The 15,307-nt window shown below is 68.3% G+C and carries 15 protein-coding genes; 1 reads left to right on the forward strand and 14 read right to left on the reverse strand.

Annotated features, from left to right (window positions below; translation table 11 throughout):
* The first annotated feature begins 22 nt into the window (after positions 1 to 22).
* Entirely contained in the window at positions 23 to 871 is an 849-nt protein-coding gene (locus tag DMB37_RS10115; protein WP_135232478.1) for a LuxR C-terminal-related transcriptional regulator, read from the forward strand.
* Positions 872 to 898: 27 nt separating this feature from the next.
* Here DMB37_RS10115 and trmD read toward each other — a convergent pair whose 3' ends face one another.
* The 14 genes from trmD to ftsY all read right to left on the reverse strand — a co-directional run bounded on the left by trmD (position 899) and on the right by ftsY (position 15,253).
* Positions 899 to 1,585: a tRNA (guanosine(37)-N1)-methyltransferase TrmD gene (trmD, locus tag DMB37_RS10120; protein ID WP_135232479.1), complete on the reverse strand. Its 687-nt coding sequence runs from the start codon at positions 1,583 to 1,585 to the stop codon at positions 899 to 901.
* 7 nt (positions 1,586 to 1,592) lie between these two features.
* The gene (gene rimM, locus DMB37_RS10125; RefSeq protein WP_135232480.1) at positions 1,593 to 2,117 is read right to left on the reverse strand and encodes a ribosome maturation factor RimM; all 525 of its coding nucleotides are present in this window, start codon (positions 2,115 to 2,117) and stop codon (positions 1,593 to 1,595) included.
* Positions 2,118 to 2,360 carry an RNA-binding protein gene (locus DMB37_RS10130; protein ID WP_011210690.1) on the reverse strand — a complete coding sequence of 81 codons (243 nt, stop codon included), beginning with the start codon at positions 2,358 to 2,360 and terminating at the stop codon, positions 2,118 to 2,120.
* A complete protein-coding gene (gene rpsP, locus DMB37_RS10135) occupies positions 2,360 to 2,797 on the reverse strand; it encodes a 30S ribosomal protein S16 (protein ID WP_135232481.1) in 438 nt (145 codons plus the stop codon). The genes DMB37_RS10130 and rpsP overlap by 1 nt, the downstream gene beginning before the upstream one ends.
* Before the next feature lie 205 nt (positions 2,798 to 3,002).
* On the reverse strand, positions 3,003 to 3,554 hold the full coding sequence (locus DMB37_RS10140; protein WP_135232482.1) for a dihydrofolate reductase family protein: 552 nt from the start codon (positions 3,552 to 3,554) through the stop codon (positions 3,003 to 3,005).
* Positions 3,555 to 3,665: 111 nt separating this feature from the next.
* A complete protein-coding gene (locus DMB37_RS10145) occupies positions 3,666 to 4,412 on the reverse strand; it encodes a class I SAM-dependent methyltransferase (protein WP_135232483.1) in 747 nt (248 codons plus the stop codon).
* A 62-nt stretch (positions 4,413 to 4,474) separates the two neighbouring features.
* Positions 4,475 to 5,458, reverse strand: a complete 984-nt coding sequence (locus tag DMB37_RS10150) for an LLM class F420-dependent oxidoreductase (RefSeq protein ID WP_135232484.1) — start codon at positions 5,456 to 5,458, stop codon at positions 4,475 to 4,477.
* 85 nt (positions 5,459 to 5,543) lie between these two features.
* A complete protein-coding gene (locus DMB37_RS10155) occupies positions 5,544 to 6,638 on the reverse strand; it encodes an amidohydrolase family protein (RefSeq protein ID WP_135232485.1) in 1,095 nt (364 codons plus the stop codon).
* A gap of 136 nt (positions 6,639 to 6,774) precedes the next feature.
* The gene (ffh, locus tag DMB37_RS10160) at positions 6,775 to 8,340 is read right to left on the reverse strand and encodes a signal recognition particle protein (RefSeq protein WP_135232486.1); all 1,566 of its coding nucleotides are present in this window, start codon (positions 8,338 to 8,340) and stop codon (positions 6,775 to 6,777) included.
* Between the two features lie 170 nt (positions 8,341 to 8,510).
* Positions 8,511 to 8,825: a hypothetical protein gene (locus DMB37_RS10165; RefSeq protein ID WP_306796301.1), complete on the reverse strand. Its 315-nt coding sequence runs from the start codon at positions 8,823 to 8,825 to the stop codon at positions 8,511 to 8,513.
* A gap of 117 nt (positions 8,826 to 8,942) precedes the next feature.
* A complete protein-coding gene (locus DMB37_RS10170; RefSeq protein ID WP_370465359.1) occupies positions 8,943 to 11,420 on the reverse strand; it encodes a [protein-PII] uridylyltransferase in 2,478 nt (825 codons plus the stop codon).
* Positions 11,421 to 11,505: 85 nt separating this feature from the next.
* A complete protein-coding gene (locus tag DMB37_RS10175) occupies positions 11,506 to 11,844 on the reverse strand; it encodes a P-II family nitrogen regulator (protein ID WP_107660780.1) in 339 nt (112 codons plus the stop codon).
* Positions 11,845 to 11,849: 5 nt separating this feature from the next.
* Positions 11,850 to 13,229, reverse strand: coding sequence for an ammonium transporter (locus tag DMB37_RS10180; RefSeq protein ID WP_167768797.1), 1,380 nt, complete (start codon positions 13,227 to 13,229; stop codon positions 11,850 to 11,852).
* A 296-nt stretch (positions 13,230 to 13,525) separates the two neighbouring features.
* Positions 13,526 to 15,253, reverse strand: coding sequence for a signal recognition particle-docking protein FtsY (gene ftsY, locus DMB37_RS10185; RefSeq protein ID WP_135232487.1), 1,728 nt, complete (start codon positions 15,251 to 15,253; stop codon positions 13,526 to 13,528).
* Positions 15,254 to 15,307 lie beyond the last annotated feature (54 nt).

The following is a 15,307-nucleotide window of genomic DNA, read 5'->3' on the forward strand; positions in this document are numbered from 1 at the left end:
ACCCCGAAAAGGGGTGAGTCCCATGACCCACAGTCCACTGTTGCGTCCACGCGACGCCGACGCCTTGCGCGCCGAAATCCGCTGGGTAGCGGGCACGGCGCGGGTGCCGGTGGCGTTCGGCGGCGAAGTGCACGGTGATGCACTGCTGCTATCAGAATTCGTCGGTACCCTGACCAACGGCCTGCGCGGACTCTCGGTGCTGCGCACCTCGGGCCTCGGCGGGCGCGTGATGGATTCCGGCCGCCCCGCCTCGGTCTCGGATTACTTCAACACCTCCAGCATCACCCACCACTACGACGGGCCGGTCTCCGGCGAAGGGCTCCGCTCGATCGTCGCGGTGCCGGTGGTGGTCGGCCAACGCTCGCGCGCGGTGCTCTACGCGGCGACACGCGGTGCGAGCCCGCTGGGCGATCGCACCGCCGACCTCGTTGTCCAGGCGGGTCGCCGGCTGGCCACCGAGATCGCCATCCGCGACGAGGTGGATCGGCGCCTGCGGCTGCTCGAGGCGACCAACCCGGCCTCCGACACCGCACCCGCCATGGCCGAGGAGCTGCGCGACATCCACGCCGAACTCCGCGGCATGGTCCACTCGGCCGACGACCACCTCCGCAATCGCCTGCACACCGTCTGCGAACGCCTGACGCGCGTGATGGTCGGCGACCCGGCCACGGACGCTCCACACCTGTCCCGGCGCGAGTTGGACGTGCTCGCCCAGATCGCGCTCGGCTGTACCAATCAGGAAGCGGCCCAACGCCTCTCGGTCGGACCGGAGACCATCAAGAGCTACCTCCGCAACGCCATGACCAAACTGGACGCGCACACCCGCCACGAGGCCGTGGTCACCGCGCGCCGGCACGGCTTGCTGCCGTAGACAGGTGCTCTCGACCCGAGAGCACCTTCAGTCGGTGTCGGGAAGCAGGTCCGGGCGGCGGGCGCGGGTGCGCTCGAGGGATTGCTCGTGGCGCCAGGCGGCCACCTTGGCGTGGTCGCCGGACAGCAGCACCGAGGGGACCTCGAGGTCACGCCAGACGACGGGGCGGGTATAGCTGGGCCCTTCGAGCAGGCCGTCGGAGAACGAATCCTCTTGGTGCGATTGCTGATTGCCGAGCACACCGGGCAGCAGGCGGACGACGGCTTCGGTCATGACGAGCACGGCGGCCTCGCCGCCGATGAGGACGTAGTCGCCGATGCTGACCTCTTCGACGCGGACTCGGCGGGCGGCGTCGTCGAAGACGCGCTGGTCGATGCCTTCATAGCGGCCGCAGGCGAAAACGAGGTGGTCTTCGGCGGCCCAGCGGTGCGCGGTTTCCTGGGTGAACGGCACACCGGCGGGTGTCGGGACGACCAGCAGCGCGTCGTCGGGGCAGACCTCGTCGAGGGCGTCACCCCAGACCGTCGGCTTCATGACCATGCCCGGTCCGCCGCCGTAGGGCGAATCGTCGACGGACTTGTGCACGTCGTGGGTCCAGCGGCGCAGGTCGTGCACGTCGAGCGAGAGCAGGCCCTTGTCGATTGCCTTGCCGAGCAACGCCGTTCGCAGTGGCTCCAGGTATTCCGGGAAGATCGTGACGACATCGAGTTTCACGCCGACCTCATTCCGGATCGAGGAGTCCTTCGGGCGGATCGATGACGATCAGCCGGTCCGCGAGGGACACCGTTGGCACGATGGCGGTGACGAAGGGGATCAGGATCTCCCGGCCGTCTTCCGCGGCGGTCACCGAAAGCAGTTCTCCCGCAGCGGAATGCAGCACTTCGCGCACGGTGCCGACCACGGTCGCGTCGGTGAGCTGGACGGTCAGCCCCTCGAGTTCGTGGTCGTAGTACTCGTCCGGGTCGTCGGACGGCGGCAGGTCCTCGCTGTCGACCACGAACAGCGTGCCGCGCAATGCGTCGGCCGCGTCCCGGCCGGCGACACCGGCGAGAAACACCAGAAGCCGGCCCGAGTGCTCCCGGGCCGACTCCACGGTGAAGTCGCGGACTTCTTTGGATCGCGGCAGCCGTCCGCGCAGCGTGCTGCCCGGCGCGAACCGGGCCGCAGGATCATCGGTGCGTATCTCGACGACCAGTTCACCGCGCACGCCGTGCGACTTGGCGACCCGTCCTACGACAAGTTCCATCTACTGGTCGGTGTCGACCACGTCGACCCGGATGCCCCGGCCGCCGATGCCGGCGACGAGGGTGCGCAGCGCGGTCGCGGTACGACCGCCGCGACCGATCACCTTGCCCAGGTCGTCGGGGTGCACATGCACCTCGACGGTGCGTCCGCGGCGGCCGGTGATCAGCTCGACGCGGACGTCATCGGGATTGGCGACGATGCCGCGAACAAGATGTTCAACGGCATCGGCGACGACGGCACTCATTACTCAGCGGCCTCGGCAGCGGCGGGCGCCTCGGCGGCCTCTTCCTTCTTGGCGGCCTTCTTCTTCGGGGTGACGGCCTCGTTGGTCGGGGCGTTGTCGGCGGCGGCCAGCGCGGCGTTGAACAGGTCCAGCTTGGAGGTCTTCTCCGCCTTGGTCTTCAGGGTGCCCTCGGTGCCCGGCAGGCCCTTGAACTTCTGCCAGTCACCGGTGATCTCCAGCAGGCGCTGGACGGGCTCGGTCGGCTGCGCGCCGACACTCAGCCAGTACTGAGCGCGCTCGGAATCGATCTCGATGAGCGACGGCTCTTCCTTCGGGTGGTACAGGCCGATGGACTCGATGGACCGGCCGTCCCGGCGGGTGCGCGCGTCGGCGACGACGATGCGGTACTGCGGGTTGCGGATCTTGCCCAGGCGGGTGAGCTTGATGCGAACAGCCATGCTTGTTCTGCCTCTTTCGTAGGTTGGTCACGGCGCAATTCAGCGACCCGCACGGTCTGCGAGCCCGGTTTAGCGCATGGAGTGTGTGACCGCCGCGCGGTACGTAACCGGAGACGGGCTGACACTTGTCCGGAAGGACGGTTGTTCATTGTGCCAGATGGGTCACCGCCACCAGAAATCGCGTACCTCGAGACAGGCCGGCCCGCTACCGCCGCCGGTAGCGCAGCAGCACCACCCCGGATTTGAACGGTTGCGTCTCGATGAGGCGCAACGCCGGGATCCGCGCAGCGTCGGCGAACAATCGCCGGCCCGTGCCCTGGACCACCGGGTAGACGAACAGGCGGTACTCGTCGACCAGATCGGCGGCGATGAGGGCGTGCACCAGCTGGATGCTGCCGGTCGCGACGATGTCCTTACCCGGCTGCGCACGCACCGCGCTGAGCTCGTCCACACCGCGCAGGATCACCGTGTTCTCCCACTCGGGGCCTTCCAGGGTGCTCGACACGACGTATTTCGTCGCCTTGTTCAGGTGGTCGGTGACGCCGGTCGGGTCGTCGGTCTGCTTCGGCCAGTACCCGCGCATCTGCTCGAAGGAGACCCGGCCGAACAGCACCGCGTCGGAGCTCGCCATGTGCGTGCCGAGCACCGCCGTGAGGTCGGACTGATCCACCCCGTCGGCGTTGGCCACCGCGAACCAGTCCGCGGCTTCGATCACGCCGTCCAGGGTGATGTTCTCGGTCACTATCAGGTCCCGCATCGCTGCTCCTGCCGGTCGGGAATGCGTCTTCTACTCGAGACGTGCCGCGCCAACGGAATTCATCGGTGCCGCGGGTTCATCGGTGCCGCGGATTTCCGCCGTGCCTCGCGCTCAAGTCGCGGGCGGAGCTTCGGCAGTGAGCGCGTGCGTCTTCGTCCATGGCCCGCCCCACCACAGCTGCCAGCCGAGGGTGCGCGCGGTGAGCGTCTCCGCACCGTTGGCAGACAACGTGGACTCGTATTCGCCGGTCCGGCCGATGTCGACCAGCACCAGGTGGCCGCCGGGGCGCAACACCCGGAGCGCCTCGCGCACGGCGGCGGCCCGGCGCGCGGGGGCTTTGATGTTGTGGATGGCGAGGCTGGAGACGATCACGTCGAATTCGCCGTCGCGGAACGGCAGGGCGGTCATGTCGCCGGTGTGCAATTCGATGCGGTCGGCGACGTTTTCGGCCACGGCGTTCCGCTCGGTGGTTGCGAGACTGTTGCCGGACTGGTCGACGGAGCGCCACAAATCGATGCCGACCGCGCGCCCCTCGGGTAGCCGTTTCGCGGCGGCCAGCAGCACCGCACCGCGACCGCAGCCCAGGTCGAGCAGGCGCTCGTCGCCGCGCAAGCCGAGATCGTCGAGCAGGCGTTCCCAGGCGCGGAACTTCCCGCGCCGGGTCGCGTGCAGGAAGAGCCCGAACTGCACGGCCATGGCGAGACCGCCCAGCAGGGTCAGCCAGGCCGGTGCGGCATTGCCGACCACCGCGTTGCCGACGGCGGCTGCGAGAAAGCCGACTGCGAGGACACCCAATGTGAGCATGACCGGCGGCGCGTCGAAGCCGTAGGACGCGCGCCGCGGGGTGGTCGTCGTCACAACACCGATTCTATCGAGCCTAAAAGTTTTCGCGCCCCAACACTTTTCAGGGCCTTCGATACTCAGCGGACCAGCGGAGCAAGGGTGCGTCCGGCGAGTTCGACCGCGCCGGGCTCGTGACCGTTGGTCACCATGTTCACGATGATGCCCTGCACACCATGGTCGAGCACCCTGGTCTGCAACTGTTCGGCAACCTCATCGGGCGTGCCGACGAACTGACGGTCGGCGACGGTCTGCTTGCGTTCCTCCTCGGACAGCGTGGACAGATCGATATCGATGCTGCGCAAGAAGTCCCGTTGTTGTTCGCGCGCCTGGTCGCCGTCCTCGTCGACCATCAGGAAGCACAGGTAGCTGACTTCCAGCGTGGCCGGATCACGGTCGATCTCGGCGCAGCGCTGATGCAAAGCCGCCATCTTCCGCGGCAGTTCAGAGGCATTGCAGATGATGTTGAGGTGGTCGGCATGGCGGGCGGCCAGCGCGAAGGTCTTCTTCTCCCCCGCTCCGCCGAGCATGATCGGCAGATCGTCGCGCAACCGCGGCTCGTTGATGGCGTCGTCGGTGTGATACCACTTGCCGTCGAAGGTGGACCGCTTGCCGCGCAGCATCGGCTCGATGATCTGCAACGCCTCGCCGAGCCGCTCGAAACGCTCGGTGAAGGAACCGAATTCGAAGCCATAGGACCTGTGCTCCAGCTCGAACCAGCCCGCGCCGATGCCGAGAATCGCGCGGCCGGCACTGACCAGATCGAGCGTGGTGACAGTCTTCGCGAGCAAAGCCGGATTGCGATAGGTATTGCCGGTCACCAACGCGGACAATTGAATTCGCTCCGTCGAGGCGGCGATTCCGGCCAGCGCGGTATAGGCCTCCAGCATCGGATCCTCCGGTTCACCGAGGCCGGGCAACTGATAGAAATGGTCCATCACGAACACCGTGTCGAACCCCGCCGCCTCGGCCTCACTGGCCTGCGCGACAACGGTCGGGAACAACTCGCGAACTGGCGTGCCGTAACTGAAGTTGGGCATCTGATAACCGAGGCGAATGCTCATTCACCTGACCCTACGCGGGCACCCGAGACGCGATCATGATCACGGGAGAATGGTGGCGGTAATCGCACCGCCAGTTTCCGGTCGACTACCGGTGGCCGGTGACGGGCGTGTGATCGGCATACAAGCGGCCGCGCAGGACTACCGCACACGGGGTGGTGAGCGTTTCGGGATGGGTGCGCGGATCTTCTTGGTAGACAACGAAGTCGGCGGGGGTGCCGGGTTCGATGCTGGGGCGGCCGAGCCACCTGCGGGCGTTCCAGGAGGCGGCGCCGAGGGCGTCGTGCGCGGACAGGCCCGCTCCAGCGAGGGCGGTGATCTCGTCGGCGATACGACCGTGCCGGATGGATCCGCCCGCGTCGGTGCCCGCGAAGATCGGCACGCCCGCGTCGTGGGCGTTGGCCACGGTGCCGCGGACCCGGCGGTGCAGGTCGCGCATGTGCGCGGCGTAGGTGGGGAATTTGCCTGCGCTGTCGGCGATTTCGGGGAAGGTGTCGATATTGACGAGGGTCGGCACCAGGGCGGTGCCGTGCTCCACCATCATCTCGATGGTGTCGTCGGTGAGGCCGGTGCCGTGCTCGAGGCAGTCGATGCCCGCGTCGATCAGGCCGGGTAGCGCGTCCTCGCCGAAGACATGGGCGGTGACGCGGGCGCCGTTGGCATGAGCGGCGGCGATCGCCTCCTTGAGGATGGCGTCGCTCCACAGCGGACGCAGGTCGCCGACGGAGCGATCGATCCAGTCGCCGACGATCTTCACCCAGCCGTCGCCGAAGCGGGCCTGTTCGGCGACGATCTCCGGCAGGTCGCGTTCGTCGTCGAGTTCGATGCCGAGCTCGCGGATGTAGCGGCGCGGGCGGGCGATGTGGCGGCCCGCGCGGATGATCCGGGGTAGTTCCTCGTGGTCATCGATGAACCGGGTGTCGATAGGCGAACCGGCGTCGCGCAGCAGCAGCGCACCGGCGTCGCGTTCGGTCTCGGCCTGCGCGATGGCGCCGTCGTGATCCTCGTCGCCGCCGCCGTAGCGGATCCCGACGTGGCAGTGCGCGTCGACCAGGCCGGGCACGATCCATCCTGTGCGGCACAATGTTTCAGCGCCCGGCACCGGTTCGAACGACACCAGCCCGTCCCGCACCCACAGATCGCGGACTTCCTCACCGGGGAGAACCACACCTCGCAGATGCACAGCAACCTCCAGACGACGTCGGCTGCCTTCCAACCTAACGTCCACGCCCCCTGACAGTCACGCATCGCAGGCAGAACCCGTAAGACAGAACACCGCCCCGCACCGGCGATCTCGGTGCGGGGCGGCGGACGAACGGCTACTTCTTCGGGAACTTCAACTTCGACAGGTCGAACCCTTCGAGTCCGGGCGGCAACTGGTCCAGCCCGGCGGGCATGTTGGAGAGGTCCGGCATGCCGGCGGGCATCCCTGGCATTCCCGCGGGCAGGCCGGGCATGCCACCGCGCACCTTCGGCGGCGTGGGGCCGCGGCCACCCTTCTTGCCCTTCTTGCCTTTTTTGTTGTTGGCGCGCCGGGAGCCGGGCATGCCCATCTGGCGGCCCATCATCGCCATCATCTTCTTCGCCTCGAAGAAGCGGTCGACGAGCTGGTTGACCTCGGAGACCTGCACGCCGGAGCCGTTGGCGATGCGCAGCCTGCGGGAGGCGTTGATGATCTTCGGGTTGGCCCGTTCGGCCGGGGTCATGCCGCGGATGATGGCCTGCACCCGGTCCAGCGACTTGTCGTCGACGGCGGCGAGCGCGTCCTTCATCTGGCCCGCGCCGGGGAGCATGCCGAGCAGGTTGCCGATCGGGCCCATCTTGCGGATGGCGAGCATCTGATCGAGGAAGTCCTCGAGCGTCATCTCGCCGCTGCCGATCTTGCGGGCGGCTTCCTCGGCCTGTTCCTGGTCGTAGATCTGCTCGGCGTGCTCGATCAGGCTGAGAACGTCGCCCATGCCGAGGATGCGGCTGGCCATCCGGTCCGGGTGGAAGACGTCGAAGTCCTCGAGCTTCTCACCGGTGGAGGCGAACATGATCGGCGCGCCGGTCACCTCGCGCACCGACAGCGCGGCGCCACCGCGGGCGTCGCCGTCGAGCTTGGTGAGCACGACACCGGTGAAGCCGACGCCGTCGCGGAATGCCTCGGCGGTGCTGACCGCGTCCTGACCGATCATCGCGTCGAGCACGAACAGCGTCTCGTCCGGCTGCACGGCGTCGCGGATGCCCGCGGCCTGGCGCATCAGCTCTTCGTCGATGCCGAGGCGACCGGCGGTGTCGACGATGACCACGTCGTACTGCTTGGCGCGGGCTTCTTCGATACCGCCGCGGGCGACCTCGACCGGGTCGGCGGCGCTGACCCCAAGCGCGTTGTCGCCACCGCCGATGGAGGTGCCGCCGTGCGGGGCGAACACGGGCACGCCCGCGCGCTCACCGACCACCTGCAACTGGGTGACGGCTCCGGGCCGCTGGAGATCACAGGCCACCAGCAACGGCTGATGTCCTTGTCCCTTCAGCCATTTGGCGAGCTTGCCCGCGAGGGTCGTCTTACCGGCACCCTGCAGACCGGCGAGCATGATCACGGTCGGCGGGGTCTTGGCCAGGGTGATCCGCCGGGTCTCGCCGCCCAGGATCCCGACGAGTTCCTCGTTGACGATCTTGACGACCTGCTGGGCCGGATTCAGCGCCGCGGAGACCTCGGCGCCCTTGGCGCGCTCCTTGATCCGGGCGATGAAACCGCGGACCACCGGCAGCGCGACGTCGGCTTCGAGCAGGGCTAGCCGGATCTCGCGACAGGTGGCGTCGATGTCGGCCGGTGACAGACGCCCCTTACCGCGCAGATCCTTGAGGGCACCGGTAAGCCGGTCGGACAGGGATTCGAACACCGATCGCGCTCCTGATCTCGGGGGACGTCAATTGTCTCCCAGGGTAATGGGATCACCCGCCTGGCCGCGCACGGGGCGGTCTCGCGCATTCGCGCTCTGCGCGAACACGCGAGAAATCGACCGGGCCGCTTCGCTTCCCGGTCGAGGTGTTTCCCACTCGAGCGGCGCGCCTATTCGAGTGAACGGCGACGCGGTTTGACGGTCTTGCGATAGTCGTGATTTTCCTGGGCAACCATGTAGACCGCCTCGCGGGCGGTCAATCCCAGTTCGAGAGCCAGGTCGTCGAGAATGGCCCATTCCGTGGTCGTGGGGATTCGTGAGTTGGCGACCGTGGAGGCGATGGTCATGGCGGTCACAGCCTGTTGTCCGGACAATGTGCGACCGGGTAGCCAGGAAACGACCCAGCGATCTCCGCCGACGCACCGCGCCATATGCGTGGTCTCGTCGCTCGTCATCATCGACGCCGAAACAACTTCAATTGCCACCGACGTGCTCCCCTCATGCTAGCGATAGCCAGACGCTCTGATACTAGAACGTGAGGGGGCCTCGAGATATGGGTTCCAGCAAATCACGTGCAACAGATTGGTTACCGCAGGTACCGGTCAGGAACCGATGATCTCCGGTCCCGGCATCCCGTTCTCCGGCTTCTTCGGCGCGGGCCGCGGCACGACCGCGAGCATCGCCTTTTCGATGGCCGCCCGGCGGTCCGGGGTGTCCTCGCTACCGAGGTCCACACAGAAGGTATCGACGACCGCCGAGCCCATCGTCACCACCTTTGCCCAGCGCACGTCGGCTCCGCAGGCCTCCAGCGCGGCGGCGAGCCGGCTCAATACGCCGATCCGGTCCTCGGCGCGCAGCTCGAGCAGCACCTGACCGGGGACCGAGGTGCCGGACCAGAGCACCCTGGGTTGCGCCTGGGCGTACTGGCCGGGCCCGACGCCACCGGCCTCGCGCTCGCGCTTCGCCAGCACCGCCGCCACGTCCAGGTCACCGGCGATGGCGCGGATGAGTTCCTGGCGCAACAGTCCGGCATCCGGCGGGTCACCGAACTTCGGCGACACCACGAAGGTGTCGATGGCGGAGTCACCTTCGACGCCGAGCGAGGCCGAAAGCACCCGCAACGAGTGCAGCGCGAGCACCCCGGCGGCGTCGGAGAGCAGACCCGCGGCGTCGGGCGCGATCACCGTGACCGTGTAGATGTATTTGCCCTCCCCCGGCTTCAATTCGACGTGCACGCCGCCCGACGCGGCCTTGGCGACCAGTTCCGGCGCGATCGGTTCCGGCTCGGGTAGCTCGCCGCCTGCCATCACCAGGCGGCAGCGGCGCACGAGGTCGCCGATGAGCGAGGCCTTCCAGTCGCCCCAGACGCCGGGGCCGGTGGCCAGCGAATCCGCCTCGGCCAGGGTGTGCAGCAGCTCCAGCAGTTCCGGGTCGCCGTCGAGCAGGTCGACCACGCGCTGGACGGTGGCCGGGTCGGCCAGGTCGCGGCGGGTCGCGGTGTCCGGGAGCAGCAGGTGATGGCGCACCATGGCGCTGAGCGTGCGCACATCCGACGGCCAGAGACCGAGCCGACGGCCGATGTGGGTGGCCAATTCCGCGCCGACGACGCTGTGGTCGCCCGCGCGGCCCTTGCCGATGTCGTGCAGCAGCGCGCCCAGAGCGAGCAGGTCCGGCCGGGCGACGCGAGTACTCATCGCGCTGGCGTAGGACACCGTCTCCATCAGGTGACGGTCGACGGTCCAGGTGTGCAGCGCGTCGCGCGGCGGTAGGTCGCGGACGGCACCCCATTCCGGAAGTAGCCTGCCCCACAAGCCCGTTCGGTCGAGTGCCTCGATCGCATCGATGGCACCCCGGCCCGCGCCGAGCAGGACCAGCAGGTCGTTGAGGGCGTCCTTGGGCCACGGCTCGCGCAGTTCGGGCGCGTCCTCGGAGAGCCGGTTCAGCGTGGTGGCCGACATCGGCAGCCCGGTCTGCGCCGAGGCGGACGCCACCCGCAGGATGAGCCCGGGGTCGCGCTGCGGCCGCGCGTCCCTGGCCAGCACCACCTCGCCCGCGTGCTCGACCACCCCCTCATCGAGTGGTCGGCGCACCGGCATGCGGCGCAGTCGAGCCAGGCCGCGGCGCGGCAATGCGTTTGCCGCGGTACGCAATCCGACGTCCACCGAGTAGCTCACCGTGCGCGCGGAATCGCTGAGCGTGCGCGCCAGATCGAACCGGTCGCCGATGCGCAGCGCGGCCCCGATCTCGTCGGCATCCTGGGCGCGCAGCTGGTCCCGGGCACGACCGGCCACCCGATGCAGCTCCGTGCGAACATCCAGCAAACGCCGATGTGCTTGGCGCAGACCACCACCGGGCACCTCGGGGCCGAGTCCCGGCATGGCATCGGTCAATTGGGCGATGGCGAGTGCGTCGAGCAGCTGGATATCGCGCAGGCCGCCGCGCCCGTTCTTCAGGTCGGGTTCGGCACGGTGCGCGATCTCGCCGCTGCGCTGCCAGCGCGCCTCGGCCTGGGCGATCAGCTCTTCGAACCGGGTGCGGATGCCGGTCCGCCATTCCCGGCGCACCCCGCCGATCAGCAGGTCGCTCAGATCCTGGTCGCCGACGATGTGCCTGGCCTCGAGCATGCCGAGCGCGGCGATGAGATCGTCGGAGGCCACCCGCAGCGCCTGCGGGACGGTCCGCACGCTGTGATCAAGCTTGATGTGGGCGTCCCACAGCGGATACCAGAGCTGATCGGCGACCTCGGCGACCCTGGCCGGGTCCACGTCGTCGTGCAGCAGCACCAGGTCCAGATCGGAGTACGGCAGCATTTCCCGGCGGCCGAGCCCGCCCACCGCGACGACGGCCAGGCCGCTGTCCCTGGTGATGCCGAGTTCGGTGCCTTTGCTGGTCAGCCACAGCTCGTAGAGATCGACCAGGGCTTGCCGCAGGGACTCGGCATCGAGGCGTGGATTGCGCGGCATGCCGCCGTCGAGTAGTTGGGTTCGAGCGCGGACCAGATCGGCCGCTCCATTGGATACCTTGCCGCCGTTGGCGTCCGCGGCCACCGTTCGGTCACCGCCGTGCTCGTCACTACCCACAACCCACCGCCCATCCATGCGCCGCGGCCCCGCCCCGACCGGTACGCCGGTGGGAGGCGGGGCCGCCGCTCGATCGATATCTGTCCTACAGAGCGTCGGTACCGCGTTCGCCGGTCCGCACTCGGATGATCGTGTCGACCGGAGTCACCCAGACCTTGCCGTCACCGATCTTGCCGGTGCGCGAGGCCTCCACGATCACCTCGACGACCTTCTCCACGGACGCGTCGTCGACGACCACCTCGACCCGCACCTTGGGCACGAAATCCACGGAGTACTCCGCACCGCGGTAGACCTCGGTGTGCCCCTTCTGGCGGCCGTAACCCTGGACTTCGCTGACAGTCATGCCGAGCACGCCCGCCTGCTCGAGCCCGGTCTTGACGTCCTCGAGTGTGAACGGTTTGACGATTGCGGTGATCAGTTTCATGTTCGTCATGCCTCCTTGACGGCCGAACGTGCCGTGTTGCCCACAGCGGCGAAATCGTAGGCGGTTTCCGCGTGCTCGGACTCGTCCAAGCCCACCGACTCGGCTTCGTCGCTCGCGCGCAGCCCAATGGTGAACTTCACGATATAGGCAATGATCAGGCTGGCGACGAAGGAGAAGGCAAGCACCACACCGGCGCCCACCGCCTGACGCCACAGCTGGTCGATGCCGCCGCCGTAGAACAGGCCGGTCTTGGCCGCACCGGTCTCGGGCGCGGCGACCAGGCCGATCATCAAGGTGCCGACGATGCCGCCGACCAGGTGCACGCCGACCACGTCGAGCGAGTCGTCGAAGCCGAACTTGTACTTCAGGCCCACCGCGAGGGCGCACAGCGCGCCGGCGACGCCGCCGATGGCGAGCGCGCCGAGCACGTTCACCGAGGAGCAGGCCGGGGTGATGGCGACCAGACCGGCCACGATGCCCGAGGCCGCGCCGAGCGAGGTCGGCTTACCGTCGCGGAACTTCTCCACCAGGATCCAGGCCAGCAGGCCCGCCGCCGTCGCGATGGCGGTGATGACGAAGGTGGAGCCGGCCAGGCCGCCCGAGGTGAGCGCGGAGCCCGCGTTGAAGCCGAACCAGCCGAACCACAGCAGACCGGCGCCGAGCATGACGAACGGCAGGTTGTGCGGGCGGAATGGGGTGGTCGGCCAGCCCTTGCGCTTGCCGAGTACCAGTACGAGGGCGAGCGCGGCGGCACCGGCGTTGATGTGCACCGCGGTACCACCGGCGAAGTCGACCGCCATCAGCTTGTTGGCGATCCAGCCGCCCTCGTGGATGACGTTGCCGTCGGCGTCCTTGGCGTCGAAGTCGAACACCCAGTGCGCGACCGGGAAGTAGACGACGGTGACCCAGATGCCGGCGAACAGCAGCCAGGAACCGAACTTCAGGCGGTCGGCGACCGCGCCCGAGATGAGGGCGACCGTGATGATGGCGAACATCAGCTGGAACGCGACGAACACCGTCATCGGAATCGTGCCGAGTAGCGGAATGTCGGTGGCCGCCGTGGTGACGGTGCCACTCGCGTCCTTGACCTCGGCTACCGCGTTACCGCCGATGAGTCCCTTCAGTCCGAAGAACTGCGCGGGATCGCCGATAACGCCGAACTTGTTGTCACCGAATGCCATCGAGTATCCGTACAGCGACCAGAGCACGCCGACGAGGCCCATTGCGCTGATGCTCATCATGATCATGTTCAGCACGTTCTTCGAACGGACCATGCCGCCGTAGAAGAATGCCAGACCGGGCGTCATCAACAATACGAGCGCTGAGCTCGCCAGCATCCATGCGGTGTCACCGGTGTCCGGTGCACCGGTAAGGGGAAATGCCACCTTGAAGTCCTCCTCATCTCGGGCCCTGCCGACTCCGGCAAATGGACCTGCACAGAAGGGTCCTCACTTGGTGTTTCATCCACAGAGCTGGCGTGTTTCGCCTGCGTGAACGGATGGGCCAGTTGTGTTGCTTCCACGTTTCGTGGTTTTCCCGGCAAGTTTTCGCGCCGGTCGGCAGGCGAGGCCGGACAAAAGGGATTTGCGGCTACTGGCGAGTAGAGCTAGCAAACATTCCGTTTGCGATGCGTTTCGCCGCAAACACCACGGGCGCGGAGAAATATTTCGGCGCGGCCGACTCAGCCGAGCAGTGCGTCCACGAACGCGCCCGGCTCGAAGGGTGCCAAATCGTCGGCGCCCTCGCCGAGGCCGACCAGTTTCACCGGGACGCCGAGCTCGTGCTGGACCTGGAAGACGATGCCGCCCTTGGCGGTGCCGTCGAGCTTGGTGAGGACCACGCCGGTGATGTCGACCACCTCGGCGAAGACGCGGGCCTGCATCAGGCCGTTCTGGCCGACGGTCGCGTCGAGGACGAGCAGCACCTCGTCTACGGCGGCCTTCTTCTCCACGACGCGCTTGACCTTGCCCAGCTCGTCCATCAGGCCGGTTTTGGTGTGCAGGCGGCCCGCGGTGTCGATGAGGACAGCGTCGACGCCGCGTTCGATACCCGCCGTGACCGCGTCGAAGGCGACGGCGGCCGGGTCGGCGGACTCCTTGCCGCGGATGGTGTCGGCGCCGACGCGCTCACCCCAGGTCTGCAGCTGGTCGGCGGCGGCGGCACGGAAGGTGTCGGCCGCGCCGAGCAGCACCCGACGGCCGTCGGCGACGAGCACGCGCGCGAGTTTGCCGGTGGTGGTGGTCTTTCCGGTGCCGTTGACGCCGACGACGAGCAGGATCGACGGGTGGTCGGGGTGCGGGAGGGCGCGGATCGAGCGGTCGAGTTCGGGTCGCAGGGCCTCGATCAGTACGTCGCGTAGCACCGCGCGCGCCGCCTCGGTGGTACGGACACTGCGGGAGGCCATCTCCGCGCGCAGCCGGGCGACCACGGCGGCGGTGCTTGCGGTGCCGAGGTCGGCGAGCACCAGGGTGTCCTCGACCTCCTCCCACGACTCGTCGTCGAGGTCGCCGCCGCCGAGCAGGCCGAGCAGGCTCTTGCCGACCGCGTTCTGGGAGCGGGACAGGCGGCCGCGCAGGCGGACGAGACGGCCCGCGGTGGGGTCGATGTCTTCGAGCGGGATGGGGGCTTCGGCACCGGCGGCGGTGTCGGGCGCGGCGGGAGCGGTACCGGCTGCGGTCGCGTCCGTGCCGGACGGAGCCGTGCCGGTGCCCTTCCGGGCTTTGGTGGGTCCGGTCGGGGCTTTCGGCCCGGCCGGGGTGGTACCCGAGTCAGCGGCGGTGGTGGCGGATTCGGCAGGGGTGGTGCTGGATTCAGCAGTGGCCGACTCAGCAGGCGCGGTGCCCGACTCGACCGGCGCAGTGCCGGATTCCGCAGCCGCAGCGCCGGATCCGGTGGCCGCCGTGCCAGGCTCTGCCGCCGCAGCATCGGATTCAGCAGCCGTGGCGCTCGAACCCGCGGAGGCAGTACTCGGTCCGGCGGAAGCGGTTTCCGATCCGGCCTCTACCGACCCTGCGGTCCCCATCGGCGCGGTTTCCGTGTCAGCGGCGGTATCGGCACCGGCCGACTCGGTTTCCGGCGCCTCGACAATGTCGGCCTCCGGCAGCGGAACGTTGGTGATCCCCCGCTTGTGCGCATCCCGCGGGATGGCCGCGTCGTCACCGACGTGCGGCTGCCCGTCGGTGTCGGTTCGCTCCACCGACAACGGCTCGGGCTTGGTCGCGGTGCCACCCTGACTGAAACTGAACCCACCGGACGCCGCATAGCCACCCGACTTGTCGGTCAGCTCTTTGTCGGCGGCTGGCGGCGTCAGTGACACCCGCGAGCGCTTGTATCGGACAAAACCGACAACAAGCACCACGAGCAGCAGGGCAGCGGCCACGGCGATCAGGATCCAGGCTTCGGCACTCACGCGCCCATCCTTGCAGAACGGACCGACCCGCTTTACCACGCCGCCCCGGCGCAG

Source organism: Nocardia sp. CS682 (genome assembly GCF_004634405.1).
GTDB lineage: Bacteria > Actinomycetota > Actinomycetes > Mycobacteriales > Mycobacteriaceae > Nocardia > Nocardia ninae.

Bases quoted from the DNA above. Each gene is read 5' to 3' on its own strand.
- DMB37_RS10175 (WP_107660780.1), bottom strand. From the start codon at position 11,844: ATGAAACTGATCACCGCAATCGTCAAACCGTTCACACTCGAGGACGTC.
- rpsP (WP_135232481.1), bottom strand. From the start codon at position 2,797: ATGGCTGTTCGCATCAAGCTCACCCGCCTGGGCAAGATCCGCAACCCG.
- DMB37_RS10150 (WP_135232484.1), bottom strand. From the start codon at position 5,458: ATGAGCATTCGCCTCGGTTATCAGATGCCCAACTTCAGTTACGGCACG.
- DMB37_RS10115 (WP_135232478.1), top strand. From the start codon at position 23: ATGACCCACAGTCCACTGTTGCGTCCACGCGACGCCGACGCCTTGCGC.
- rimM (WP_135232480.1), bottom strand. From the start codon at position 2,117: ATGGAACTTGTCGTAGGACGGGTCGCCAAGTCGCACGGCGTGCGCGGT.
- DMB37_RS10130 (WP_011210690.1), bottom strand. From the start codon at position 2,360: ATGAGTGCCGTCGTCGCCGATGCCGTTGAACATCTTGTTCGCGGCATC.
- DMB37_RS10140 (WP_135232482.1), bottom strand. From the start codon at position 3,554: ATGCGGGACCTGATAGTGACCGAGAACATCACCCTGGACGGCGTGATC.